Consider the following 23373-nt stretch of genomic DNA (forward strand, 5'->3'; position numbering starts at 1 on the left):
CTATAACTTTTTTTGTTACTATTAATAAGGAGTAAAAAATAAAGTAGTAGGGGAAATAAAATGAAAAAAACAATTGATCATATCGGAATCGCAGTTCGTGATATAGATAGTACGATACGTTTTTATGAACAGGTTCTATCAGGGAAATTAATAGATCGTTACGTAAGTGAAGCACCAGGTGTGGAAAGTGAAGTTGCTATTATAGAAGTGGATGGAGATAGAATTGAACTACTTGCACCGACGAATAATACGACGTCGCCAATAGCACGCTTTATAAAACAAAAAGGGAAAGGTGTTCACCACGTTGCGTATCGTGTCGATGATTTAGATGTGGCTTTAGAAGAATTAAAAGAACAAGGTATTCGAACATTAGAGCATACACTTCGAATGAATAAACATGGTAGACGATTAATTTACCTGAACCCAGCGGATACAGAAGGAACGATTATTGAGTATTGTGATTATCCGGAAGAGAAATAGAAGAAGGATATTTTTTAAAAGGTGTTACGTTATTACGTAACACCTTTTAATTTATCTCGCTATTTGTAGGAGTCTTACTGCCCGTAAAAGCTCTATTAGTGAGGGCTAATTAAAGTTTCACTTTATGTATTTCACATTTTCTTCACAAATGATTCACGAGAACTTTTCTTCTTAAGGAACTTACATAAATATATTTTATGATATAATTACAATCTACTTTAAAAATATAAGTTGTTTTAATTAGGGTAGTTACTATTATATTGGTAGTTTAAAAGCGGGGAGAAAGTAAGTATTATATAGCATGGAAATTTATACTTAATCAGGTTAATATTTCGTCAGAAAATCAAACTAGGAAGTATAAAGTAATGAAAGTGTAGCGATGAAGAAGAAAGAAGTGAAATGAGTGTGAAAGTAATGAGAAGGTTAGGGGCATGGCTAGTAATAGCATGTGTGCTTATTATATTGATACCAAAAAGCGCGTCTGCTCATGCATATGTTGTGAAATCAAATCCTGTTGAAAATGAAACGTTGAAGAAAGCACCAACTGTCGTGAAAATCGAATTTGATGAGGATATACAAGTTTCACATTTTAATACATTGTTTGTAAGAGATACCTCAGGTAAAAGAGTAGATTTAAAGGATGCTCATATTGATAAAAGAAACAAAAAACTATTAGAGGCAGGGGTAAAAGAGAATCTTAAAGACGGTCTCTATTCTATTCAATGGAAAGCTATTTCAGCTGATGGACATCCAATTCAAGGAGTTATTCCGTTCCAGATTGGGTTAGCCGAAGCGGGAGCAGATGATGTACAAGTAGAAGAGATGGGGTATGTCCCGCAAATCGATATGATTATGGAACGCGGGGTTCTATATACAAGTTTCTCACTATTTTTAGGAGTTCTATTCTTTAATCTTATTATATATAAAGGGGATGCAATAGAAGTTCACTCAAGGAGTAAGAGAATAATATGGATATCATTAATAGGTATATTCATTAGCTTACTATGCAATCTACCATTGCAAGCGAAAATAAATGCTGATGTTTCGTGGTTAGAAGCATTTGATCCACTATTATTAAAAGAAACATTGCAACTATCTGTTTTTGGTTATGTATGGATCACTCAAATGGCTCTTATTAGTGTGCTTATCATTGTTACTTATTTTGCGTTGAAGCGTGAGAAACTTTCATCGTTTAAAGTATGGAGCATTCCAATATTACTTTTTATTGGGTTACTCGTTATGAAAGCCTTTAATAGTCACGCATTTGGTTTGAAGTTTAAAGACATTGCTGTCGTTATGGACTTTCTACATTTATTCGCAGCTTCGTTATGGGTTGGCGGTCTATCATCGATTATTCTTCTTTTACGTAAAGAGGATGACAAGTGGACGAAGTATTGGGATGCAATTAAGCGTTTTTCACCATGGGCAACAGGTGCTGTCATAGTCATTGTATTAACGGGTCTTTTTAACAGTACATTTTTTATTCCCACGATTCATTCCCTATTTGATACGAAGTATGGATTAGCATTATTAGCAAAGATACTTTTATTCGTTTTCATGGGGATATTGGGAATTATTCATTATGTGAAAGGGAAAATGCGAGCCCGACAAGGATTAGGCGCTACGCTGAAAGTAGAGTTGATCATTGGAATTATCGTTTTCATAATCGTAGCTTTTATGACAAACGTACAAACACCGCCGATGCCTCCTACTGGACCTTTTACAGAGAGTAAACAATTAGATAATGGATATGAACTTACTTTACATGTAAGCCCCAATAAGGTAGGACAGAATACATTTCATATTACTTTGAAGGATGAAAATGGACAGCCTGTTACTAATATGGAACAAATTGTATTGACGACTCAATCGTTAGATATGAATATGGGCAAAGGGTCATTTAAAGTTTCAGCAATTTCACCGGGAGAATATGAAGCGGAAGGTATGTATATTAACATGACAGGCAACTGGAATATACAAGTTCACGGATTAACAAAATCTCTTGATAGCTTTGATACGGATTATAAATTTATTGTAGGCGGCAGATAAAGAGAAGGTATAGATAAAAAGGAGCTAATAGAAAATGAAACGTATAAAAAAATTAGGAACAACAATGATCGCAACAATAATTGCAATGGGAATTTTTTCGTTACCTGTAAGTGCGCACGTCACTGTGAAGCCAGCAACTTCGGATGTTAACTCTTGGGAGACTTACACGATAAAAGTACCAGTTGAAAAGAATGTAGCAACGACAAAAGTTACATTGAAAATACCGTCCGGCGTCGAGTTTCAACAGTATGAACCAGTGTCAGGATGGAAAGTGGAAGAGCAAAAAGATGCAGCTGGAAAAGTTAAAACTGTAGTATGGGAAGCAACAGGAGAAGGGATTTTATCTGGTCAGTTCCAACGATTTACTTTCGTTGCTAAAAACCCAGATAAAGAACAAAAGATAGCTTGGGATGCATATCAACAATATAAAGACGGAGAAATTGTTGAATGGACAGGCGATGAGAAAGCTGAAAAACCGCATTCAGTTACTACAATTGCAAAAGGTAAGTCCTTAACTGGGGAACATGGGGAAGTATCTAGTGTGGGAAAGAATGAAAGTACAAGTAATATGCAAACAATAGCAATTGTGTTATCAGTTTTAGCGATTGTATCTTCGGTAAGTACGTTTGTTTTTGTAGTACGTCGTAAAAAGTAAGGTATAAAAAAGAGCCTACAAATAGTAGGCTCTTTTTCACGTTTATTTATTTCACTTCAACTTGTTGCCCTACAGCAAGTGTTTTCGGCTTTATATTTACAAAGCAAATACTCACGACAATAAATAATAGACCGATAAACAAGCTCATTGTAATGGCCTCATGTAAGAAAATTGAACTTACAATAATAGCGATAAGAGGGATAAGGAACGTGTAAGCTCCAACTTTACTTGCTTCACCAGCTCCAACAAGTGTGAAGTAAGCGAGCCATCCCATTGCAATAACAAAGAACGAAATAAAGAGTAGCACACTAACAAATGGCATACTCCAAGCGATACTAGACCAGCTTTCAAACTCTGATCCAAATCCAACTAAGCAAACACCTCCAATAATAAGCTGAAGTGTTACCATCCAAATAGCATTAACGCGGTGCCCGGTTTTTTTAATAAATACTGTACCCAGTGCCCATCCAATCGCACAACCTAATGCGAGAAGGATTCCAATGATAGAAATATGGCCGGTTAAGCTACTAGAGCTAATAACCCCCACGCCAATAAATCCTAGAATTAAACCGAAAATTTTTAAGCCATACATTGATTCTTCAAGCCATATCCACGAGAAAATGCCGAGTAAAACAGGCTGTAGAAATACAATTGCGGAAAATAATCCAGCGGGCATGTATTGAAGACCGACAGTTTGTAGTCCGTAAAAGATAATGATGTTAAGTACAGAAGAAATAACGTATAAATGCCAAGTTTCTTTTAAATGTAGCTCTTTGTATTTCGGTAATGCGAAAATAAGTAAAATGAATCCCCCAATTAAGGTTCTAACGCCTGCAAATAAAACAGGTGGTGTATAATGCAAGGCAAATTTAGATAAAGGCCAATTAATTCCCCACATAATAACGAGAAAAGTAAGGATTATGGCCGTTTTTGTTCGAGAAAGCTGTGTCACGGTAAGACCTCCTTGTTGTATTTCATTTCACTATGATATGATATCGACTGTGATAAATAAAATGAATCTTTTTTATAAGGGGTATAAGTGATTAGTTATGACCATTACACAACTACAAGTTTTGATTAAAACGGTTGAATTAGGTAGTTTTACGAAAGCAGCAAAAGCACTTAATATGACACAGCCTGCTGTCAGTCATGCCATTTCAAGTATTGAGTCAGAATTAGATATTACGATTCTTATACGTGATAAGAGAGAAGGTTTAATTGTTACTGACGTAGGAGAGAGAATTCTTGTTCATATTAGAGAAATATTGAATGGAATTGAGAAAATTGAGCAAGAAGTTGCGATGGAGAAAGGACACGAAGTTGGGACGATTCGAATTGGGAGTTTTCCGAGCGCTTCTGCACATTTCTTACCCAAAATGATAAACCTTTTTAAGGAGAAGTATCCGAACTTAGAAGTCGTTCTTTGTGAAGGAACGATTAAAGAAGTTGAAGATTGGTTAGTATCGAGGGTTATTGATATAGGAATTGTTATTTTGCCTAATAAAGATATGGAGATTGTTCCATTAGCGAAGGGGAAAATGGTTGTTATCTTAAGAGAGGATCATCCTCTCTGTAAGAAGGACGCTATTACAATTAGTGATTTAGAGAATGAACCGATCATATTATGTAAGGGTGGATACGAACCACCCATTATTGATATGTTTAAACAAGCAAACGTACCACTTCGGGCTGAGTATGTAATTTCGACAGTTACTACAGCTTTAAATATGATTCAAGAAGGATTAGGCATTGCAATATTGGCTGAATTATCTTTAACGAATTTACCCAAAAATGTGCAAACGAGAGAATTGGAACCACAAGTATGGAGAGAAATTGCTTTAGCTGCTCCTTCATTAAAGGATTCTTCAATCGCTGTGCAGCTATTTATTGAAGAATTTCAAGCGCTATTTGCAGAATAAAAAGAGGTGTCTCATATATCATAATGGGACACTTTTTAATTTACTTATAAAAAATCTGTGAAAAGGATTGACTTATTTTTTAGTTGTAACTATAATGATTACATCGAGGTGGTGATGACGATGAAAATTAGTAGCCGCTTTTCTATAGCTGTTCATATTTTATCTATTTTGAAAAACAATCCATCTTCACTTTGTACTTCAGACTATATGGCTGAAAGTGTAAATACAAATCCGGTAGTAATCCGTAAAATTATGTCGTACTTGAAACAAGCTGGATTTGTTTACGTAAATCGCGGGCCAGGTGGTGCGGGATTATTAAAGGATTTACATGAAATCACATTGTTAGATGTGTATCATGCAGTGAACGTAGTCGAAGAAGACAAGCTATTTCATATTCACGAGCAACCAAATCCAGATTGTCCAATTGGAGCGAATATTCAAGTGGTGTTAGAAGTTATATTAATTCAAGCACAATCCGCGATGGAAGAAGTTTTGAAAAATATTTCGATGGAGCAGTTGTTTGAATCTTTACAAGAGAAAATGAATGCTTAAAATATTATCTATATTTTTTTATTATCGATGTAACTATATTGATTACAACTATAAAGGTAAGGTGTAAAAATTATGACTGTAAAAATGAAAGTATACTCAGACTTTATATGTCCGTTTTGTTTTTTAGCAAAAGGTCCATTAGATGAGGTAGTGAAAGAGAAAGATGTAGAGATTGAATGGATGCCATTTGAATTACGTCCAAGTCCATATTCAAAAATAGACCCATGGAATGAGCCAGAAAAATTAGGTTCATGGGATGCTTTCATTCTTCCGACAGCGAAGAAGTTAGGAATTGATATGCGTTTGCCACGTGTTTCCCCACATCCATATACGCATTTAGCTTTCGAAGGATGTCAATTTGCGAAAGAACGTGGACTAGGTAATGAGTATCATCACCGCGTATTCACAGCATTTTTCCAAGAAGAGCAAAACATTGAAGATATTGATGTGTTAACAAAATTAGCGGTAGAAGTAGGACTTCCTGAGGCGGAATTTAAAGATGCTTTAGTAACTCGTAAATATAAAGAAAAGCATCAAGAAGCAATTCAGCACGCATATGATGAAGCGAATATTATGGCTGTTCCAACTGTCATGATTGGAGATGAAGTCATTCAAGGGCTTGCTAGTAAAGAAACACTAGAAAGGGTCATTGATAAAGAAATTGAAAAGGATAAAACAAATTCATTTGAAGGTGTGCAATGTAATACCGATGGATATTGCTAATTCGATTGTTATGAAATAACAAAATAAATAATAAAACAAATATTTGGAGGAATTAAAATGTCAGCAACTACAACAAATTTAAAAGAAGCAATCGTGAACCGTCGTTCAATTCGTAAAGTAACAAAAAACGATGCGATTACGAAAGAAAGAATTGAAGAAGTGTTAAAAACAGCTTTACACGCACCAACATCTTTTAATATGCAAAGTAGCCGTATGGTTGTATTAATGGATGGAGAGCATGAAAAGTTTTGGGATATCGTAAAAGAAACGCTTAGATCACGCGTACCAGCAGAAAACTTTGAAGCGACTGTAGAAAGACTAAAAGGTTTCCATACAGGTGTAGGTACAGTTTTATTCTTTGAAGACCAAGCAACTGTAGAAAAAATGCAAGAAAATGCACCGTTATATAAAGATCAATTCCCATTCTGGTCTCATCAAGGTAATGCAATGTTACAACATACTGTGTGGATGCTATTATCTGCTGAAGGAATTGGCGCATCGCTGCAACATTACAACCCAATCGTAGATGCTGATGTAAAAGAAACTTGGAACATTCCAGCAGAGTGGAGCTTAGTAGGTCAAATGCCATTTGGTGAACCAAATGAACAGCCAGCAGAAAGAACATTCTTACCTACTGAAGATGTAGTGAAATTTTATTAAGAAATACAATATGTAACGATAAGGAAGCTGTGCTTAGAAACAGCTTCCTTTTTTGTATTAGTGTTAATTTATAAGCATTTAGGGAAGGAATATAACAAATAGTCAGGTGAGAAAGGAAGTAGGAAAATGAATGACGAGAAAAAATATACAGTGGTAGGTACTGATGTCGAGGAAGTAAAACGTTTAAATAAAAATTCAGGATTAACGTATAATCAAGTGAAAGAAATGTTAGCGAAGCAAATGCAAAAAAAGAAGTGATTAGATTGAAATCATTCATTTTTTCATTTAACATTTTGATTGGAGAGAGTTAAGTAAAAGGTAACTCTCTTTTTTATATAACTGAGCAACTGTAAGAGTGGAGGAAGCAACATGAAAAAGTGGGTAAAGATAACGTTGTCTATCGCCGGAGGTATTGTCCTATTGGTATGTGCCGGTGGATATTACGTGTATAAAAATTATTTTCCAAAGGAACCAGAGCGTATTGTATATGATAAAGACAGAGTGTTAAAGCCGATACATAACCAGCTTAAAGGGATCAACATAGATAATGTAAAGATAAAAGAAAAAGCAGTTGTAAATGCAACTGTGGATGAACTTCAAAATATGGTCGATGATGGAAAATTATCATATGAAGAATTAACGAGTATTTATCTCTTTAGAATACAAGAACATGACCAAAATGGAATATCATTAAATGCTGTTACAGAGATTAATCCAAATGCAATAGAGCAAGCACGAAAGTTAGATAAAGAGAGGTCGTTAAATAAAAAATCGAACTTATACGGCATTCCTGTCATCGTAAAAGATAATGTACAAACTGCAAAAGTGATGCCAACAAGCGCAGGCACTTTTGTATTAAAAGATTGGGTTGCAGATGAAGATGCCACGATTGTGAAGAAGTTGAAAGAAGAGGGGGCATTTGTTTTAGGTAAAGCAAATATGTCTGAATGGGCGAATTATTTATCTTTTACAATGCCAAGTGGATATAGCGGGAAGAAAGGGCAAAATTTAAATCCGTACGGTCCAATTACATTTGATACATCAGGATCCAGTTCGGGGTCTGCTACAGTGGTTGCGGCAGATTTTGCACCGCTTGCAATTGGGACAGAAACGACGGGATCTATTGTCGCACCAGCGACGCAGCAATCTGTAGTTGGGTTACGTCCATCGTTAGGTATGGTTAGCAGAGCTGGCATTATCCCATTAGCTGAAGCACTTGATACTGCAGGGCCAATGGCAAGAACGGTAAAAGACGCGGCAACGTTATTTAATACAATGGTAGGTTATGATGAAAAAGATGCTATGACAGAAAAAATGAAAGATAGAGATAGAATAGATTATACGAATGATTTATCAATAGATGGATTAAAAGGAAAAAAGATAGGGATTCTTTTTTCTGTAGATCAACAAGATGAAAATAGAAAAGCAGTAGCAGAAAAGATTAGAAAAGACATTCAAGATGCCGGTGCGATATTGACTGATGATATTCAGTTAAGTAGCGAGGGTGTAGATAATCTGCAAACATTAGAATATGAGTTCAAACATAATGTTAACGACTATCTTTCGAAGCAAAAAAATGTGCCTGTAAAATCGTTAGAAGAGATTATAGCGTTTAATAAAAAAGATAGTAAAAGAAGAATGAAATATGGACAAACATTAATTGAGGGCTCTGAAAAATCTGCTATAACGAAAGATGAATTTGAAAAAGTAGTTCAAACGAGTCAAGAAAATGCAAGGAAAGAGCTAGATAGATATTTAGTAGAAAAAGGATTGGACGCTTTAGTCATGATTAATAACGATGAAGTTCTTTTATCAGCTGTAGCTGGTTATCCTGAATTAGCGGTACCAGCAGGCTATGATAAAAATGGAGAGCCAGTAGGTGTTGTATTTGTCGGGAGGCAGTTTGGTGAAAAAGAACTTTTCAATATTGGATATGCGTATGAACAACAGTCTAAAAATAGACGTTCTCCTAAAATATAGAATTTAAAAATAGTTTTTAGGAAAGGATTAGATAAAAAATCAGACATTAAAAAAGAAAAAAAGGATTCTTCCAAATTAGTAAGAAAGATTGTCTATAGAAGTTCATAAAATGTAATAGTATTACAATGAATACGTTCGTTTTGTAATATATCAAATTTACATCCATAGAAGGGGGAGGTTAAATCTTAATGAATGAAGTGAAAAATTTTTTTCGAAGTAGAGGGTTTCAACGGTTTATCGTTTTAATAATATTAGCGTTTGTATTATACGGATTAAAAAGTATGATCAATTTAATATTAATTACGTTTATACTGACATTTTTAATGGATCGGTTTCAACGTTTTATTTCAAAGAAATTGAAAGTGAATCGAAAAATTGTTATCGCATGTTTGTATATAATATTAGTTTCCTTTATCGGCACGACATTGTATAAATATTTGCCTGTGCTAACGATACAAATTTCACAATTGATTTATCAATTTAAACTGTTTTTTCAAAATCCACCGGATAATGAGATCATTAAATATGCACTTTCGACAATTAATGGAATGGAAGTATCAAAATATATAGAACAAGGTGTAGATGTCATCTATCAATCGATAGCGAATATAGGAAAGGTGAGTTTACAAATATTATTGTCTCTAATATTAAGCTTATTTTTCTTATTAGAAAAAGAGCGTATTATTACATTTACTTCTAAGTTTAAAGAGAGTAAACTAAAGATTTTTTATGAGGAGATTGCATATTTTGGTGAAAGGTTTGCAAGGTCGTTCGGTAAAGTAATTGAAGCACAATTTTTAATTGCAGTTGTAAATTGTATCCTGACTGTCATTGCATTAATCGTTTTAGGATTTCCACAGCTTCTCGTATTAGCTGTTATGATTTTCTTATTAGGGTTGATTCCTGTTGCCGGCGTAATCATTTCACTGTTTCCACTTTGTATCATTGCCTATAACGTAGGTGGGGTTATGTACGTTTTGTACATACTAGTGTTCATTACAGTGATTCACGCTCTTGAAAGTTATTTTTTAAATCCAAAATTTATGTCTGCAAAAACGAATTTGCCTGTCTTTTATACATTTATGATTCTCATCTTTTCAGAGCACTTCCTCGGAATATGGGGGCTTATTATCGGGATACCGATCTTTATCTTTTTATTAGATGTACTTGACGTAAATAATGATAAATTGATTAAAAGCAATAAGTGATAGAAATAACCGATGTTGTCTTTTTTGAAAACATCGGTTATTTCTTATTTTTTTTTGGAGGAGGTAGTTTTATAAATTTATTTGCAATTAAAGCTATAATAACAGCAGCAAAAATAAGGACCGCGATTATGCCAATCCCCATACCTGCCCATCCTCCTATAAGGAACATACTTATCGGTATTGCTAATAAGCTTAAAATAATAAGGATCAACCCGAGATTCTTATCATATTTTTTAGTTGGAAATAGCGTTCTGATGATTAAAAAGAGAAAAAGTATTAATGACGCTACAGCTAGTAAGAGGATGACAATTGTCCAAGAATCATCCATAAAATCACTCCTTTCTATTATGGATAATATTACGGTTTAGATTGAGGGTGAACAATAAAAATATAAAAAAGCAATCCAATATGAATTGGATTGCTTTTTTGAATGAAATATACGATTAAAGAACGGGAGCCATTGTTTCTTTCAACACTTGAACAGAGTGATCGAATTTTAATTCTTCGTCTTCACTTAATTCTACTTCTAAAATTTCACGAACACCGCCACGATTTAAAACAGCAGGTACGCCGATATAAACATCTTTTTGACCGTATTGACCTTCTAAGTATGCTGAAACTGTTAATACGCTATTTTCGTCGTTTAAAATAGCTTTTGTAACACGTAGAAGTGACATACCAATACCATAATAAGTTGCACCTTTGCGCTCAATAATATGGTAGGCTGCATCACGAACATTTATGAAAATTTTGTCTAAATCTTCTTGTGTGTATGTGTTGTCTTTATCAAGAAGCGTTTGTAGTTTTTGAATACCAACTGATACGTGACTCCATACTGGAAGTTCTGTATCACCATGTTCTCCGATAATATAAGCATGAATGTTGTGTGGACCAATGTCGAAGTACTCACCTAACATATAGCGGAAACGAGCAGAGTCAAGCGTTGTACCAGAACCGATTACTCGTTCTTTTGGTAAACCAGATTCTTTCCAAGTAACGTACGTTAAAATATCTACAGGGTTTGTTGCGATTAAGAAGATGCCATCAAATCCGCTATCCATAATACTGCGAACGATTTGTTTAAAGATTTTAGCGTTTTTCTCAACTAAATCTAAACGTGTTTCACCTGGCTTTTGTGGTAATCCAGCTGTAATGACTACAAGATCAGCATCTTTACAATCTTCGTAGCTACCTTTCCATACTCTAGTTGGAGCTGGTGCAAATGGAACAGCGTGACTTAAATCCATTGCTTCTCCTTCGGCTTTTGCTTCATTTACATCAACTAAAACAAATTCTTCAGCTACAGCTTGGTTAATCATGCAGTAAGCATAGCTACATCCAACTGCACCTGTTCCTACTAATACAACACGGTTAATACCTTTTTTCATTTCACAATTCCTCGCAATTTCATTGATTTTATTATGTAAGATAATACGTCCTACTTCTATAAATTCATATCTAGTTTATTACATTTTATAAAAGATATTCAAGTATTTGAAAATGTATCCGTTCAAATTTGCGAACAAAACATAGGAATTCAGTTAACTGAATATAATTCAGTAAAATCCTTTTTAAAAGGGGAAATGGTATGGGGAATCCATTATCGATGGAACAAATGCTTCAAATTGTTCATGAAGGGCTTGCCAAAACGAATAACCCCAAACAAATTACAGTTGCCGGTGCAGGGATTTCTGGATTAGTTGCAGGTTCTTTATTGAAAGAGGCTGGACATGAAGTAACGATTATAGAAGCAAATAACAGAATAGGTGGCAGGGTGTATACGATTCGTGAACCGTTTAGTGCGGGTTTATACTTTAATGCAGGACCGATGAGAATTCCTGATACGCATGAGTTAACTTTAGCGTATATTCGTAAATTTAAACTACCGTTAAACCTTTTTATAAATAAAACTTTTGCAGATATCATTTATACGAATCATATTCAAACGAGATTGAATGTGTTTGAATATGATCCAAGTATACTTGAATATCCGGTTTTGGATAAAGAAAGAGGAAAAACGGCAGAAGAGCTAATGCTTGAAGTATTAGAACCAATACTAAATTATATTAAGAAGGATCCTAATAAAAACTGGTTTATCGTTGAAAAAAAGTATAAAACGTATTCGCTTGGTTTATTTTTAATGGAGTATTATTCGGATGGAGCAATAGATATGATTGGTGTACTTCTTGATATGGAAGCATATATGGGAATGTCTTTAATTGAAGTATTACGGGAAATGATTTTTTTTACTTCAACGGCGAAATATTACGAGATAACGGGCGGGATGGATGCATTACCAAATGCATTTTTACCACAGCTAAAGGATAATATTTTTATGTCCTATAAAGTAGAAAAAATAATACAAGAAGATAATAAAGTGATGCTGCAAGTAAAACATGAACAAACGTTAGATCCATTTACAATAACAAGTGATATTGCTATTATCACAATTCCGTTTTCGGCGTTACGATTTGTAGAAGTTCAGCCATTTCATTTATTCACTTATTTTAAAAGACGAGCAATTCGTGAATTAAATTATATTGCTGCAACTAAAATTGCGATAGAGTTCAAAAGTAGATTTTGGGAAAGAGTCGGGCAGTATGGTGGGAAATCTATTACGGATTTACCGATACGTTTTACATATTATCCGAGCTATGGCATTCAGTCACCAGGGGCAGCTATCGTTATAGCAAGTTATACGTGGGCGGATGAGGCTTTAACATGGGATAGTCTCCCGCATAGAGAGCGTATTCGTTACGCATTGAAAAATTTAGCGCAAATATATGGGAATGTAGTCTATAGTGAGTTTATAACAGGGGAATCTTTTAGCTGGAGTAAGAATACGTATTCTTGCGGAGCATTTACAGCTTTTGAACCAGGCCAAGAGCTAGAATTATTTCCTTATATTGCGTCGCCGGCTGGAAACGTACACTTTGCAGGAGAACATACAACGTTGACACATGGGTGGATGCAGGGAGCGATTGAGTCTGGAATTAGAGTTGCTCATGAAGTAAATGAAAAGTGAAGATAGAAGATATATTTACAAATTGTTATTCTTTTAATAAAATGATAAATATAAATCGTAATTATTACGCTTTGAATACGTTTGAAATAAAGAAATGGATGGTTGATCAAATGAATAAAGTGGAAATTCATATATTAGGTGGTTTTTTAGGTAGTGGAAAATCAACATTATTACAAAATTTATTAGTAGCGGAGAAGAAGAAGAATAGAAAAGTTGCTGTTTTAATGAATGAAATTGGTGAATACTCAGTAGATACAGATATTATTGGTAAAGAGAATGTGTTAAGAGAATTACTAAAAGGATGTATTTGTTGTACGTTAAAGGAAGAACTTGAAATACAATTGCATTCATTATATCAGCAAGAAAGACCAGATGTAATTTACATAGAAACAACAGGCGTCGCACATCCAATTGAAGTGTTAGATGCATGTGTATCACCAATTTTAGCACCTTTCTTAGAAGTGAAATCAATTGTAGTCGTTTTAGATGCAGTAAGATGGTTAAATCGAAGTATATTAAGTGCAAATGTGCAACAGTTACTGCATGAGCAAATGAAATTTAGTAGTCACCTTCTTATTAATAAATCAGATTTACTAACAGAAGAAGATAAGAACAAAGTACTTGAAGAAGTGAAAGCAATAAATAATCATGCGAAATTGTTTGAAACAAAATATTGTAATATATCTTTAGATGATATAGAAGAAGCTGAATTTGTGAGTGCTGGGGAACACGAGACACTTCATGTTAAACAGCATTTACATATACAAACGATGACGTATCAATTTACGAAATCGATTGATCAAGACAAATTATATGAATGGCTTTCGAATTTACCAGATAGTATTTATCGAGTGAAAGGTTTTGTGAAATTCCATGGAGATAAATACCCTCATCTATTCCAATATTCGTTTGGCGTACCAACTTTACTAGAGCAAGATTTTGGTTTCCCGACAAACTTGGTAGTAATCGGGGAAGGGCTAGATAAGAAACAATTGGTTGAAGGGTTAGAAAAGGTAGAAAATAATTAAGTGCTTTTTATGTAGGCTGCAATAATTAACTTAAGTTAATTATTGCAGCTTTTTTCGTGATGAATACTGTAATGAAACAGTATTTTCAATTGGATAACGGAATATATATTGATTGTATGTCCATTTCCATTTAATAGGAAGGTGATTATAGATTTGTGCCGAATGTAGAGGATACTACAAGAGTTTTCCATTATCTATCTTATAGTTTAAAAGTCATGATTACGGGCAGGGGAATTTGGCGTGTTTGATTCTATCAGAAAGTAAAGTATGGGGAGGATCACAATGTCGATGAAAAAACGTAAGTGGCTAAAAACGATGTTTACTGGTTGTGTTTTAGGTTCGTTATTAATAACGGCAGCTTGTTCAGGAAAGAAAACAAGTACAGAGGATGAAAAAACGATTAAGGTAGGGGTTCTTGCATCATTAACAGGTCCATTAGAATCGTATGGAAAGCAAACAGTGAACGGATTTGAATTAGGGTTAGACTATGCAACTGGTGGAACAGGAAAAGTGGAAGGGAAAAAAATTAAGTTTGTAGTAGAAGATACGGAAACGAAAGCCGATGTAGCGGTAAAGAAAGCTACGAAATTATTAGAAGAAGAGAAAGTTGATTTCTTAGTCGGATCGTCTAGTTCAAGTGATACGTTAGCGGTTTTACCACTTGCTGAAGAATATGAAAAAATTATGGTTGTAGAACCGGCAGTTGCTGATAGTATTACCGGGAAGAACTGGAATAAATATATTTTTAGAACTGGAAGAAGTTCCTCACAAGATGCGATTGCAGGAGCAGCAGCAATTGCGAAAAAAGATGTAAAGATTGCGACGTTTGCTCCAGATAACGCTTTTGGTCGTGAAGGGATTGCGGCATTTAAAGCGGGTGCGAAAAAATTAGGAGCAAACATTGTAAACGAGCAATACGCTGACACGAATTCAACAGATTTTACGGCAAATATTCAAAATATCATTAGCTCAAAACCAGATTACTTATTTATCGTTTGGGCAGGGGCAAATTCACCTTGGAAACAGTTGAAAGATATGAATGTGGAAGCGCAAGGTATTAAAGTCTCTACTGGTGCACCGGATATACCAGCATTAAAAACGATGGATGCATTAGTAGGAATGCAAGGTTTTTCTGTTTATTATCATGCACTTCCAAAAAATAAGGTGAATGACTGGTTAGTTGAAGAACATAAAAAAAGATTTAATGGTGCAGTACCAGATTTATTTACAGCAGGAGGAATGTCAGCGGCAATTTCCATTGTGGAAGCATTAAAGAAAACAAATGGTGATACAGATGTAAATACATTGATTAAGAAAATGGAAGGAATGGAATTTGATACACCGAAAGGAAAGATGAAATTTAGAGAGAAAGACCACCAAGCGATGCAGACGCTATATTCTATCACGTTGAAAAAGCAAGATGGTGTTGATTATCCGGTACCAGTGTTAGAGCGAGAATTAACGATGAAAGAGACAGAACCACCAGTTCAAAATAAATAGACTGAATTTTCTGTTGTTTTTGTATAAAGAGGTGATACCCTCTTTATACGTATTTCTTTCATACTGAAAGCTTTAAAGGGAGGGATTTCGTGACACATTTGTTAGAGACGAAAAATCTTTGTGTATCTTTTGGTGACCATCATGTTATTAAAGATGTTAATTTAACGGTACAAAAGGGAAAGCTCATTTCAATTATTGGACCGAATGGTGCCGGCAAGACAACGTTATTTAACTTACTAAGTGGACAAATTTCTCCGACGAAAGGTGAAGTGTATTTTAAAGGAAAAGAGATTACAAAATTATCGATTTCAGACCGAACAAGATTAGGAATCGGGCGCTCTTTTCAGCTTACAAATATATTCCCAGAGTTAACGGTACTTGAAAATGTACGTTTAAGTGTTCAATCATTCGTTCAAGATTATTACAGTTTTTTCCCGAATGTAGCTAAGTTAAAGCAGCAAACTGGAGAGGCGAGACGTCTTTTAAAAACAGTGCTACTTCATGAGAAAGAGGGGGTATTAGCAAAAGATTTAGCTCACGGGGAAAAAAGAAAGTTAGAGCTTGCTATGTTATTAGCATTAAAGACAGATGTATTACTGCTTGATGAGCCAACTGCGGGTATTTCAGTTGAGGAAGTTCCGGCTATTTTACAAGTGATTGAAAATATTAAAAAACATCCAGAGAGCACAATCGTACTCATCGAACACAAAATGGATATGGTACTAGGTTTGTCGGACCATCTTATCGTTTTATTTCATGGCGAGTTATTAGCGGAAGGGTTACCAGAAGAAATGATGAAAGATGAGCGTGTACAAAGTGCTTATTTAGGGGGATTATATAGTGGCTCTATTACAAGTGAATAATATAGAGACGTATTTAGATCAGTTTCATATTTTACAAGGGGTATCACTCACTGTTGAGAAAGGGACGATTACTGTACTGTTTGGAAGAAACGGGGCGGGAAAAACAACAACGTTGCGATCGGTTATGGGATTTCATCGGATAGCAAATGGTGAGATTTATTATGATAGTACGCAGGTCAATGGATTATCTACACATTTAATTTCAAGAAAAGGAATAGGCTATGTACCAGAAAATCAAGGGATTTTTCATGATTTAACAGTAGAAGAGACGTTCGCACTTGCGAGTGGAAAAGGAGAAGAAGTTCACGAGAAAATAGATTGGATGCTCGAGCTATTTCCTGATTTAAAGCAGTTTTGGAATAAGAAAAGTGGGCTTTTAAGCGGGGGACAAAAACAAATGTTGGCTATTTCAAGAGCGTTTATTAATAGTGATGGACTATTGCTTATTGACGAGCCAAGTAAGGGGCTATCACCAATTATGATAGAAAAATTAATGGTAGCAATTTTGAAAATGAAGGAGAAAACGACTGTTTTACTTGTTGAACAAAATTTTATGATGGCTAGTCAAATCGGTGATTATTTTTACATTATGGATAATGGGCGTATTGTGCATAAAGGTTTTATGAATGAACTGCGAGAGGATAAAGAAACATGTCATAAATATTTAGGTATTTCTTAACATTGATACGGGGGGATAGAACGTGGATGTGTTAATTAACTTATTTGTAAACGGCGTTTCAACCGGGATGCTTATTTTTTTATTAGCATCAGGTCTTTCACTTATTTTCGGCCTAATGAGCGTTTTAAACTTTGCACATGGTGGTTTATTTGCATGGGGAGCTTTTACAGGCGTTTGGTTATTTAATATGACAGGTAGTTATGTGTTAGCGTTAGTTGGAGCGGTTGCTATGGGAATGTTGCTTGGTTTTATTTTAGAACGATTTCTTATTAGGCCAGTGTATGGAAACCATGTTCGCCAGCTACTCGTTACACTCGGAGGAATGCTCGTTCTTAGTGAGTGTATAAAAATATTTTGGGGACCGAATCCAATTAGTGCAAAGTTACCGATATGGTTACAAGGTAGCTATACATTTGGAGGGGTTATATTAATAAAATACCGGTTGTTCGTTATTTTAGTTGGGATACTAATTTACATTGCTCTACTATTACTACTCAAAAAAACAAAGATAGGTCTTATGATCCGCGCTGGTGTAATGGATAAGGAGATGGTTCAAGCACTCGGCATTAACGTGAAAGCTATATTTTCGTTCGTCTTTCTATTAGGAGCAGGAATGGCAGCGTTAGGTGGATTCTTATTTGCACCATATTCAGGCGTTGTTTTCGCCGAAATGGGTATGCAATATGCAATTTTAGCTTTCATTGTAGTAATAATTGGAGGGTTAGGTAGCGTCCAAGGTTCAGCAATCGCTTCTTTAATTGTCGGATTAGCCGGAGCTTTTACAGCATATTTCATGCCAGATTTATCACTTGCAATCAATATGTTAATGTTACTGTTTTTCTTAATAGTGAAGCCAACTGGACTTGTTGGTGAAAAGGGGTGAAATGGTGAACAACACATCGAATCGAATTAAAGTATACTTCGGAGTATTTATGCTCATTTGTTTAAGTGTATTTCCGTTCGTAAATGATTCACGGAGCTTGTTAATTTTGTTCACTCAAATCTTCATCTTTGCTATTTTTGCAATGAGTTTTGATATATTGCTTGGTTATACAGGAATTGTATCGTTCGGCCACTGTATGTTCTTTGGAATAGGAGCATATGGGGTAGCACTTTTATTCGATCGACAAGGTGTATCAATAACAAACTTTTTCATAGGTATAATAGCGGCAATTATCGTTTCAGCAATCGTTAGTTATATAATCGGCTTGCTTTCTTTACGGTTGAAAAGTCATTTTTATGCAATGTTAACGCTCGCTATTTCACAGTTGTTTTTCGTACTTGCTGAAAAATGGCGTGGGCTAACTCACGGAGGAGATGGATTTACATTTGGAGTACCAGAAATATTCCGTGATCGTTTTACATTTTATTATGTAACGTTTATATGTTTAATCAATATTTTCATTTTGCTACGTCTTTTCACCAAATCTTCAATTGGGAAAGTATTAAAGGCAATTTCACAAAATGAACAAAGAGTTGAAGCACTTGGTTATAAAGTTCTTCATTATAAAATTATCGCAAGTGTAGTGGCGGGAATAGTTGCAGCGATTAGCGGTGGTCTATTCGTCATCACATTACGCTTTGTAAATACCACTGTATTTTCAATTGAAATGACGTTAAATGCATTATTAATGACAATGATTGGAGGGGTTGGAACGTTAATCGGAGCCATTGCAGGAGCTGGTATCATTGAATCACTAAAATATTATTTATCAGAATTAGCGACGGAGTATCCGATTTTTGAAAGATGGACGATTATTCTAGGGTTATTGTATATAATCGTGTTACTAGTTTTTCCGAAAGGATTAGTTGGAACGGTTAAGCAGTTGAAGAGTGTTAAAAGGAGTAAGAAGGAGAAAAGCGCAGGTGTGGAGCAGAACGTGTGAAAAATCAATTGTATATAAAAAAAACCCCTCTTTTATATACGTTCAAGAGGGGTTTTTATTTTGAAAAAAGTTTGTAAACAAAGTCATTCTATTACTCAAATAGTTCATCAGGGGTATGCTTAATAAAGTTTCGATTCGTAAAAAAATGAACAGCTAATTTCTCTATTGGAACATTTTCAATTGTTACTAACTTATCATTTTTAATCGGTAAAAAAGCTATCCCATTTCCCTCAACGATAAATTCTTCCATAAGCGAATAAGAATCTAACTGTTGAAGTTGGCGCTGAGATAGATTGTTTTCTTTTAAAAATTGTATTGTCTTATTTCTAAAAGGGCACTTCTTGTCATTACTAACGAAGAAAAGTTCTTTTGAATAGTCAATGGTACACTTTTCTTTCGCTTTTAATAAACCTACAGAAATTGAAGTGGTGAATACTTTTTTAAACGCTGCGTCAGGATAATCCTCATAAGTTATGACCATATCAACTTTTTGTTGCTGTAACAGTGTTTGTAAGTGGCTACTACTTTCAATGTATAGTTGGTAACTCCTAAAATTTTCTTTAATGCGCATACTTAAATAATTTGTCAAAATAGATTGTGATGTCGCAATTACATAAGAAGAACCACTCGTTTTAATTTCATTTTTTGCTTCTTCTAACAGAGTTAATATTCTATTCGTGTAGTCTAATAAAATGTCACCAGAAGGTAACAATGAAACACCTTTGTTATCTCTATGTAGTAATGGTGTTTCTAACTCTTGTTCTAATTTTTTTATTCGCTCCGTTATATTCGGTTGCACATAACCTAGCTCTTTAGCAGCTTTACTAATAGAGCCTTCATTCGCTACAGTTTTAAATATGATAAGATCATTTATTTCCATTCATTTCAGCCCCTTATACGGTATCATTATAAATGATACCAAACATAATTTATACCTATTTTACGTTAGTTAGCCATCGGTTTATCATTATGTATATAAGATTGAAAGTGAGTGATAAACATGATTGGAATGCAATATAAGGTTATTTTGCCAAAGGATTATGATATAAGGATTATTAGAGAAAGGGTAAAAAAGAATGGTCATAAAACAGATGGTTTTCAAGAGTTGAATTTTAAGGCCTATTTAATTACTGAGGCAGGTAAGGACAGGAATTTCTATAATTGCTATGCACCTTTATATATTTGGAATGGTCATGAAGGGATGAACAAATTTATCTTTGAAGGGTATTACGATAATATTTTACAATCGTTCGGGTGGCAACAAATAAATATAGGTGTTCCATTCGTTGTTAATGTAAGTAATGACTTTAGAAAAAGTAGATATGTTGTTGAATATGTAGGGAGTATTTCTCAAATGGATTCATTGATTGGGGCTCAATTTAATATTTCGAATCAGAATGTCCAGAATACAGAAAATTGTATAGGGAATGTAATAGTCTATAACCCAGATAAGTGGGGATATAGTCATTTTGATTTTTATGAAGAAAAGCCTGAAATTGAAGCAATGAAGGATATTACAATATATGAAGTTCTACACATTTCACAGTAGATGTGGAATTGAAATATAGATTAATTATTTATAAAAAATCCATTTTGATTCAAGTAAAAAGGTTCAAAATGGATTTTTCTTGGTTATCTTATGTATACTCAAAACAAATTACTGCTTTTCTTAATTCTTTATTGAAGAATAAGTATATACGATCTGCACCATAAGCTTGAAAATAATATCCTGTAACAAATCCAACATACGTAAATGGATGACCATATTCATCTTTTGGCACATATAGAAGATTAGTATAGTCAAAAGATTCAAATCTTCAATTAATTTATAGACCTGATGTTATGTCTAAGGAGGAAGTAAAAGTGGAACTTAAGTAATTTATCCCGTAAAAGCCCGATGGGTGTAAACAAGGGTCTCTTATGCAAACCTATACAAGTTTTACATGAAGACGGTAATCTTGAATGAATTTACGGTACGATAAAAGAAAATAATAGGTTAGATGGTGTGAATTTCAAACATACCGTTTTGGAAAACAAAAATAAATGCATGATAAGGATTAGGCGTTGGAGCTTAATCCTTTTTTTATGGAGATGTAGAGAATGGTAAGTAGACCTAATACTACACGAGTAATACCTTTGGTTAAGTTCAAGTAAGTTGAGTTATATAAAAAAATGTAATTATCACTTGCATTAACATCACTTGCGTAGTAAAGTGATAATAAGATAAACGCTAGGAAGTGATAAAACATGCGTGATAATACGATAGGATCGTTAATATGGTTACGTTTAATACGATTTACGAATCAAAGTAATCAAATGTCAAATGAATTTTTAAAACGGTTTGATTTAACGACAGCCCAATTTGATGTCCTTTTGCAAATACGGACATATCAGCCGTTGACACAAATGGAGTTAGCTGAAAAGGTTACTGTTACGCAAGGCGGTATTTCTCGAATGTTAACTCGTCTTGAAAAAGAAGGATATATTGTGCGAAAACAAGATTGGAAAACAAAAACAATTAGTCTTACAGAGCAAGGAGAAGCAGCTTTAGAGAGAGCATTGCCAGAGCAACTTGCATTTCAATCTTCGTTTTTTGATGATGTATTAAATGAAGAAGAGCAGAAAATATTATACGAGCTGATGACGAAAGTTCATAAGCATAGTGAAAAAAAAGAATTACCGCAAGAGTAATTTTTTTATACTATCAATTGACTAATCAAGTGAGGGCGTAGGTAATACGGAGATACACTTGACTTACCAACGTTTTTAGAAAAAAACTAATACTACTTTATTAAAGGGGAGAGTAACTATGGAAAAATACCGTATAGATACAAGAAAAGGAATTGAGTTTGGATTATATTCAATCGGTGATCATGTTTTAAATCCACATAATGGGGAGAAAATTACGCCAGAGAAAAGAATTCACGAACGAATTGAAACAGCTAAGTTAGCAGATGAGGCAGGGCTTGATGTGTTTGCTGTCGGCGAAAGTCATCAAACACATTTTACAACGCAAGCTCATACAGTTATTTTAGGGCGGCCGCGCAAGCTACGAAAAATATAAAAATTGCAAGTTCCGCAACGATATTAAGTACATCTGACCCAGTTCGAGTATATGAGGATTTCGCTACCATTGACTTGATTTCTAATGGTCGTGCTGAAATCGTAGCTGGTCGTGGATCTCGTATTGGAGGATATAGTTTACTTGGTTACGATGTAAATGATTATGAAGAGTTATTTGAAGAGAAGATGGATCTTTTATTAAAAATTAATAAAGAGGAACATGTCACATGGAATGGGCAGTTCAGAGCACCACTTGAGCATGCTTCAGTTATTCCTAGAGCTAAAAACAATAACCTGCCAATTTGGCGTGCGGTTGGTGGACCGCCAGCTAGTGCAATTAAAGCAGGACGTGCAGGTGTGCCAATGATGATAACAACACTTGGTGGTCCAGCAATTAACTTTAAAGTGTCAGTAGATGCTTACCGCGAGGCTGCTCAGCAAAGTGGATTTGATCCAGCTAGTTTACCAGTTGCGACAACGAGTTTATTTTATACGGCAAAAAATTCACAAGATGCACTTAGTGAATATTACCCTCATATTAATGCTGGTATGCTTACACTGCGCGGTGGTGGGTATCCGAAACAGCAATTTACAAATGCAATAGATTACCGTGATGCTTTAATGGTTGGTAGCCCACAACAAATCATTGAGAAAATGCTTTACCAATATGAATTGTTTGGCCAACAACGCTTTATGGCACAAATTGATTTTGGCGGTGTACCATTTGATAAAATTGAGAAAAATATTGAATTAATTGCTACTGAAATTTTACCAGCCGTTAGAAAACATACAGCAAAATAAATAAAAAAACTGAGAGTCTAATTGACTCTCAGTTTTTTATTTGTTCTGGAAAAATGACAAAAAAATGAACTTTTAGTCGAGGGAGAGGGAAGCTATTTTTCTATTTTTGAATAACATTATTTCGAGTTTGAATTTTGAAAATACATTTTTCTCTTGACAAAAAATAAGCATTTATCCAGGGTGGTTTCGAGGACATTTTTCCGGGTGAAAGTCAAGTGTATGAAGAAAAAACGATTGTTTTATAGATATAAAAGTAAGCCGTATATTGAAAAAACACATTCTGCTAATGAGAAAAATCTGAT

23 protein-coding genes and 3 pseudogenes are annotated in these 23373 nt (G+C 34.6%); 21 read left to right on the plus strand and 5 right to left on the minus strand.

Going from position 1 to position 23373, the window contains the following annotated elements; translation table 11 throughout:
* The first annotated feature begins 60 nt into the window (after positions 1 to 60).
* The 3 genes from ACUN26_RS06090 to ACUN26_RS06100 all read left to right on the plus strand — a co-directional run bounded on the left by ACUN26_RS06090 (position 61) and on the right by ACUN26_RS06100 (position 3184).
* On the plus strand, positions 61 to 480 hold the full coding sequence (locus ACUN26_RS06090; protein WP_000750859.1) for a VOC family protein: 420 nt from the start codon (positions 61 to 63) through the stop codon (positions 478 to 480).
* 399 nt (positions 481 to 879) lie between these two features.
* Positions 880 to 2529, plus strand: a complete 1650-nt coding sequence (locus ACUN26_RS06095; RefSeq protein ID WP_000114318.1) for a copper resistance CopC/CopD family protein — start codon at positions 880 to 882, stop codon at positions 2527 to 2529.
* A 34-nt stretch (positions 2530 to 2563) separates the two neighbouring features.
* Entirely contained in the window at positions 2564 to 3184 is a 621-nt protein-coding gene (locus tag ACUN26_RS06100) for a YcnI family copper-binding membrane protein (RefSeq protein WP_000821385.1), read from the plus strand.
* A gap of 46 nt (positions 3185 to 3230) precedes the next feature.
* On the opposite strand, the gene ACUN26_RS06105 is transcribed toward ACUN26_RS06100, so the two are convergent.
* Entirely contained in the window at positions 3231 to 4136 is a 906-nt protein-coding gene (locus ACUN26_RS06105) for a DMT family transporter (RefSeq protein ID WP_000192823.1), read from the minus strand.
* Between the two features lie 97 nt (positions 4137 to 4233).
* Between ACUN26_RS06105 and ACUN26_RS06110 the strand changes: the two genes are divergently transcribed.
* From ACUN26_RS06110 to ACUN26_RS06140, 7 genes are all read left to right on the plus strand, one after another.
* On the plus strand, positions 4234 to 5103 hold the full coding sequence (locus ACUN26_RS06110) for a LysR family transcriptional regulator (protein ID WP_000156755.1): 870 nt from the start codon (positions 4234 to 4236) through the stop codon (positions 5101 to 5103).
* A gap of 120 nt (positions 5104 to 5223) precedes the next feature.
* Positions 5224 to 5655 (plus strand): Rrf2 family transcriptional regulator, encoded by a 432-nt coding sequence (locus tag ACUN26_RS06115; RefSeq protein WP_000704077.1) that lies wholly within the window; start codon positions 5224 to 5226, stop codon positions 5653 to 5655.
* 72 nt (positions 5656 to 5727) lie between these two features.
* On the plus strand, positions 5728 to 6378 hold the full coding sequence (locus tag ACUN26_RS06120; RefSeq protein WP_000216688.1) for a DsbA family oxidoreductase: 651 nt from the start codon (positions 5728 to 5730) through the stop codon (positions 6376 to 6378).
* Positions 6379 to 6435: 57 nt separating this feature from the next.
* Positions 6436 to 7038 carry a nitroreductase family protein gene (locus tag ACUN26_RS06125; protein WP_001277038.1) on the plus strand — a complete coding sequence of 201 codons (603 nt, stop codon included), beginning with the start codon at positions 6436 to 6438 and terminating at the stop codon, positions 7036 to 7038.
* A 126-nt stretch (positions 7039 to 7164) separates the two neighbouring features.
* Entirely contained in the window at positions 7165 to 7296 is a 132-nt protein-coding gene (locus tag ACUN26_RS06130; RefSeq protein ID WP_000997344.1) for a hypothetical protein, read from the plus strand.
* A 111-nt stretch (positions 7297 to 7407) separates the two neighbouring features.
* Positions 7408 to 9018: an amidase family protein gene (locus tag ACUN26_RS06135; protein ID WP_000759437.1), complete on the plus strand. Its 1611-nt coding sequence runs from the start codon at positions 7408 to 7410 to the stop codon at positions 9016 to 9018.
* A gap of 188 nt (positions 9019 to 9206) precedes the next feature.
* Positions 9207 to 10226 carry an AI-2E family transporter gene (locus ACUN26_RS06140; protein WP_001006567.1) on the plus strand — a complete coding sequence of 340 codons (1020 nt, stop codon included), beginning with the start codon at positions 9207 to 9209 and terminating at the stop codon, positions 10224 to 10226.
* Between the two features lie 37 nt (positions 10227 to 10263).
* Here ACUN26_RS06140 and ACUN26_RS06145 read toward each other — a convergent pair whose 3' ends face one another.
* On the minus strand, positions 10264 to 10554 hold the full coding sequence (locus tag ACUN26_RS06145; RefSeq protein WP_000342830.1) for a YesK family protein: 291 nt from the start codon (positions 10552 to 10554) through the stop codon (positions 10264 to 10266).
* Positions 10555 to 10669: 115 nt separating this feature from the next.
* Entirely contained in the window at positions 10670 to 11614 is a 945-nt protein-coding gene (locus ACUN26_RS06150) for an L-lactate dehydrogenase (RefSeq protein ID WP_000715319.1), read from the minus strand.
* Between the two features lie 200 nt (positions 11615 to 11814).
* Here ACUN26_RS06150 and ACUN26_RS06155 point away from each other — a divergent pair, with 200 nt between their 5' ends.
* The 7 genes from ACUN26_RS06155 (at position 11815) to ACUN26_RS06185 (ending at position 19207) form a co-directional block, all read left to right on the plus strand.
* Positions 11815 to 13251 carry a flavin monoamine oxidase family protein gene (locus ACUN26_RS06155; RefSeq protein ID WP_000528022.1) on the plus strand — a complete coding sequence of 479 codons (1437 nt, stop codon included), beginning with the start codon at positions 11815 to 11817 and terminating at the stop codon, positions 13249 to 13251.
* A 110-nt stretch (positions 13252 to 13361) separates the two neighbouring features.
* The gene (locus tag ACUN26_RS06160; RefSeq protein ID WP_001044962.1) at positions 13362 to 14279 is read left to right on the plus strand and encodes a CobW family GTP-binding protein; all 918 of its coding nucleotides are present in this window, start codon (positions 13362 to 13364) and stop codon (positions 14277 to 14279) included.
* A 282-nt stretch (positions 14280 to 14561) separates the two neighbouring features.
* Positions 14562 to 15779 (plus strand): substrate-binding domain-containing protein, encoded by a 1218-nt coding sequence (locus tag ACUN26_RS06165; protein WP_000062008.1) that lies wholly within the window; start codon positions 14562 to 14564, stop codon positions 15777 to 15779.
* An 89-nt stretch (positions 15780 to 15868) separates the two neighbouring features.
* A complete protein-coding gene (locus tag ACUN26_RS06170; protein WP_000149304.1) occupies positions 15869 to 16642 on the plus strand; it encodes an ABC transporter ATP-binding protein in 774 nt (257 codons plus the stop codon).
* Positions 16620 to 17321 carry a branched-chain amino acid ABC transporter ATP-binding protein gene (locus ACUN26_RS06175; RefSeq protein WP_001196711.1) on the plus strand — a complete coding sequence of 234 codons (702 nt, stop codon included), beginning with the start codon at positions 16620 to 16622 and terminating at the stop codon, positions 17319 to 17321. The genes ACUN26_RS06170 and ACUN26_RS06175 overlap by 23 nt, the downstream gene beginning before the upstream one ends.
* Positions 17322 to 17343: 22 nt before the next feature.
* A complete protein-coding gene (locus tag ACUN26_RS06180) occupies positions 17344 to 18204 on the plus strand; it encodes a branched-chain amino acid ABC transporter permease (RefSeq protein ID WP_000382809.1) in 861 nt (286 codons plus the stop codon).
* Positions 18205 to 18253: 49 nt separating this feature from the next.
* Positions 18254 to 19207, plus strand: coding sequence for a branched-chain amino acid ABC transporter permease (locus ACUN26_RS06185; protein ID WP_002093784.1), 954 nt, complete (start codon positions 18254 to 18256; stop codon positions 19205 to 19207).
* A 91-nt stretch (positions 19208 to 19298) separates the two neighbouring features.
* Here the strand turns inward: ACUN26_RS06185 and ACUN26_RS06190 are convergent, their stop codons facing one another.
* Entirely contained in the window at positions 19299 to 20087 is a 789-nt protein-coding gene (locus tag ACUN26_RS06190; RefSeq protein ID WP_000404971.1) for a LysR family transcriptional regulator, read from the minus strand.
* A gap of 120 nt (positions 20088 to 20207) precedes the next feature.
* Between ACUN26_RS06190 and ACUN26_RS06195 the strand changes: the two genes are divergently transcribed.
* On the plus strand, positions 20208 to 20756 hold the full coding sequence (locus ACUN26_RS06195; RefSeq protein WP_000579879.1) for a DUF4865 family protein: 549 nt from the start codon (positions 20208 to 20210) through the stop codon (positions 20754 to 20756).
* A gap of 88 nt (positions 20757 to 20844) precedes the next feature.
* Here the strand turns inward: ACUN26_RS06195 and ACUN26_RS06200 are convergent.
* Positions 20845 to 21018: pseudogene (locus ACUN26_RS06200) on the minus strand (siderophore biosynthesis protein); the annotation flags it as partial.
* Between ACUN26_RS06200 and ACUN26_RS06205 the strand changes: the two are divergent.
* The 3 genes and pseudogenes from ACUN26_RS06205 to ACUN26_RS06215 form a co-directional block, all read left to right on the plus strand.
* A pseudogene (locus ACUN26_RS06205) lies at positions 21014 to 21085 on the plus strand (DUF4352 domain-containing protein); the annotation flags it as partial. The pseudogenes ACUN26_RS06200 and ACUN26_RS06205 sit on opposite strands and share 5 nt — an antisense overlap.
* Positions 21086 to 21454: 369 nt before the next feature.
* Positions 21455 to 21898, plus strand: a complete 444-nt coding sequence (locus ACUN26_RS06210; protein WP_001205523.1) for a MarR family winged helix-turn-helix transcriptional regulator — start codon at positions 21455 to 21457, stop codon at positions 21896 to 21898.
* A gap of 118 nt (positions 21899 to 22016) precedes the next feature.
* Positions 22017 to 23071: pseudogene (locus ACUN26_RS06215) on the plus strand (LLM class flavin-dependent oxidoreductase).
* Positions 23072 to 23373 lie beyond the last annotated feature (302 nt).

Source organism: Bacillus sp. WC2503 (genome assembly GCF_052682895.1).

Bases quoted from the DNA above. Each gene is read 5' to 3' on its own strand.
- ACUN26_RS06100 (WP_000821385.1), top strand. From the start codon at position 2,564: ATGAAACGTATAAAAAAATTAGGAACAACAATGATCGCAACAATAATT.
- ACUN26_RS06125 (WP_001277038.1), top strand. From the start codon at position 6,436: ATGTCAGCAACTACAACAAATTTAAAAGAAGCAATCGTGAACCGTCGT.
- ACUN26_RS06090 (WP_000750859.1), top strand. From the start codon at position 61: ATGAAAAAAACAATTGATCATATCGGAATCGCAGTTCGTGATATAGAT.
- ACUN26_RS06160 (WP_001044962.1), top strand. From the start codon at position 13,362: ATGAATAAAGTGGAAATTCATATATTAGGTGGTTTTTTAGGTAGTGGA.
- ACUN26_RS06120 (WP_000216688.1), top strand. From the start codon at position 5,728: ATGACTGTAAAAATGAAAGTATACTCAGACTTTATATGTCCGTTTTGT.
- ACUN26_RS06155 (WP_000528022.1), top strand. From the start codon at position 11,815: ATGGGGAATCCATTATCGATGGAACAAATGCTTCAAATTGTTCATGAA.
- ACUN26_RS06150 (WP_000715319.1), bottom strand. From the start codon at position 11,614: ATGAAAAAAGGTATTAACCGTGTTGTATTAGTAGGAACAGGTGCAGTT.
- ACUN26_RS06140 (WP_001006567.1), top strand. From the start codon at position 9,207: ATGAATGAAGTGAAAAATTTTTTTCGAAGTAGAGGGTTTCAACGGTTT.
- ACUN26_RS06115 (WP_000704077.1), top strand. From the start codon at position 5,224: ATGAAAATTAGTAGCCGCTTTTCTATAGCTGTTCATATTTTATCTATT.
- ACUN26_RS06130 (WP_000997344.1), top strand. From the start codon at position 7,165: ATGAATGACGAGAAAAAATATACAGTGGTAGGTACTGATGTCGAGGAA.
- ACUN26_RS06110 (WP_000156755.1), top strand. From the start codon at position 4,234: ATGACCATTACACAACTACAAGTTTTGATTAAAACGGTTGAATTAGGT.
- ACUN26_RS06165 (WP_000062008.1), top strand. From the start codon at position 14,562: ATGTCGATGAAAAAACGTAAGTGGCTAAAAACGATGTTTACTGGTTGT.
- ACUN26_RS06185 (WP_002093784.1), top strand. From the start codon at position 18,254: ATGCTCATTTGTTTAAGTGTATTTCCGTTCGTAAATGATTCACGGAGC.
- ACUN26_RS06145 (WP_000342830.1), bottom strand. From the start codon at position 10,554: ATGGATGATTCTTGGACAATTGTCATCCTCTTACTAGCTGTAGCGTCA.
- ACUN26_RS06135 (WP_000759437.1), top strand. From the start codon at position 7,408: ATGAAAAAGTGGGTAAAGATAACGTTGTCTATCGCCGGAGGTATTGTC.
- ACUN26_RS06095 (WP_000114318.1), top strand. From the start codon at position 880: ATGAGTGTGAAAGTAATGAGAAGGTTAGGGGCATGGCTAGTAATAGCA.
- ACUN26_RS06190 (WP_000404971.1), bottom strand. From the start codon at position 20,087: ATGGAAATAAATGATCTTATCATATTTAAAACTGTAGCGAATGAAGGC.
- ACUN26_RS06210 (WP_001205523.1), top strand. From the start codon at position 21,455: ATGCGTGATAATACGATAGGATCGTTAATATGGTTACGTTTAATACGA.
- ACUN26_RS06195 (WP_000579879.1), top strand. From the start codon at position 20,208: ATGATTGGAATGCAATATAAGGTTATTTTGCCAAAGGATTATGATATA.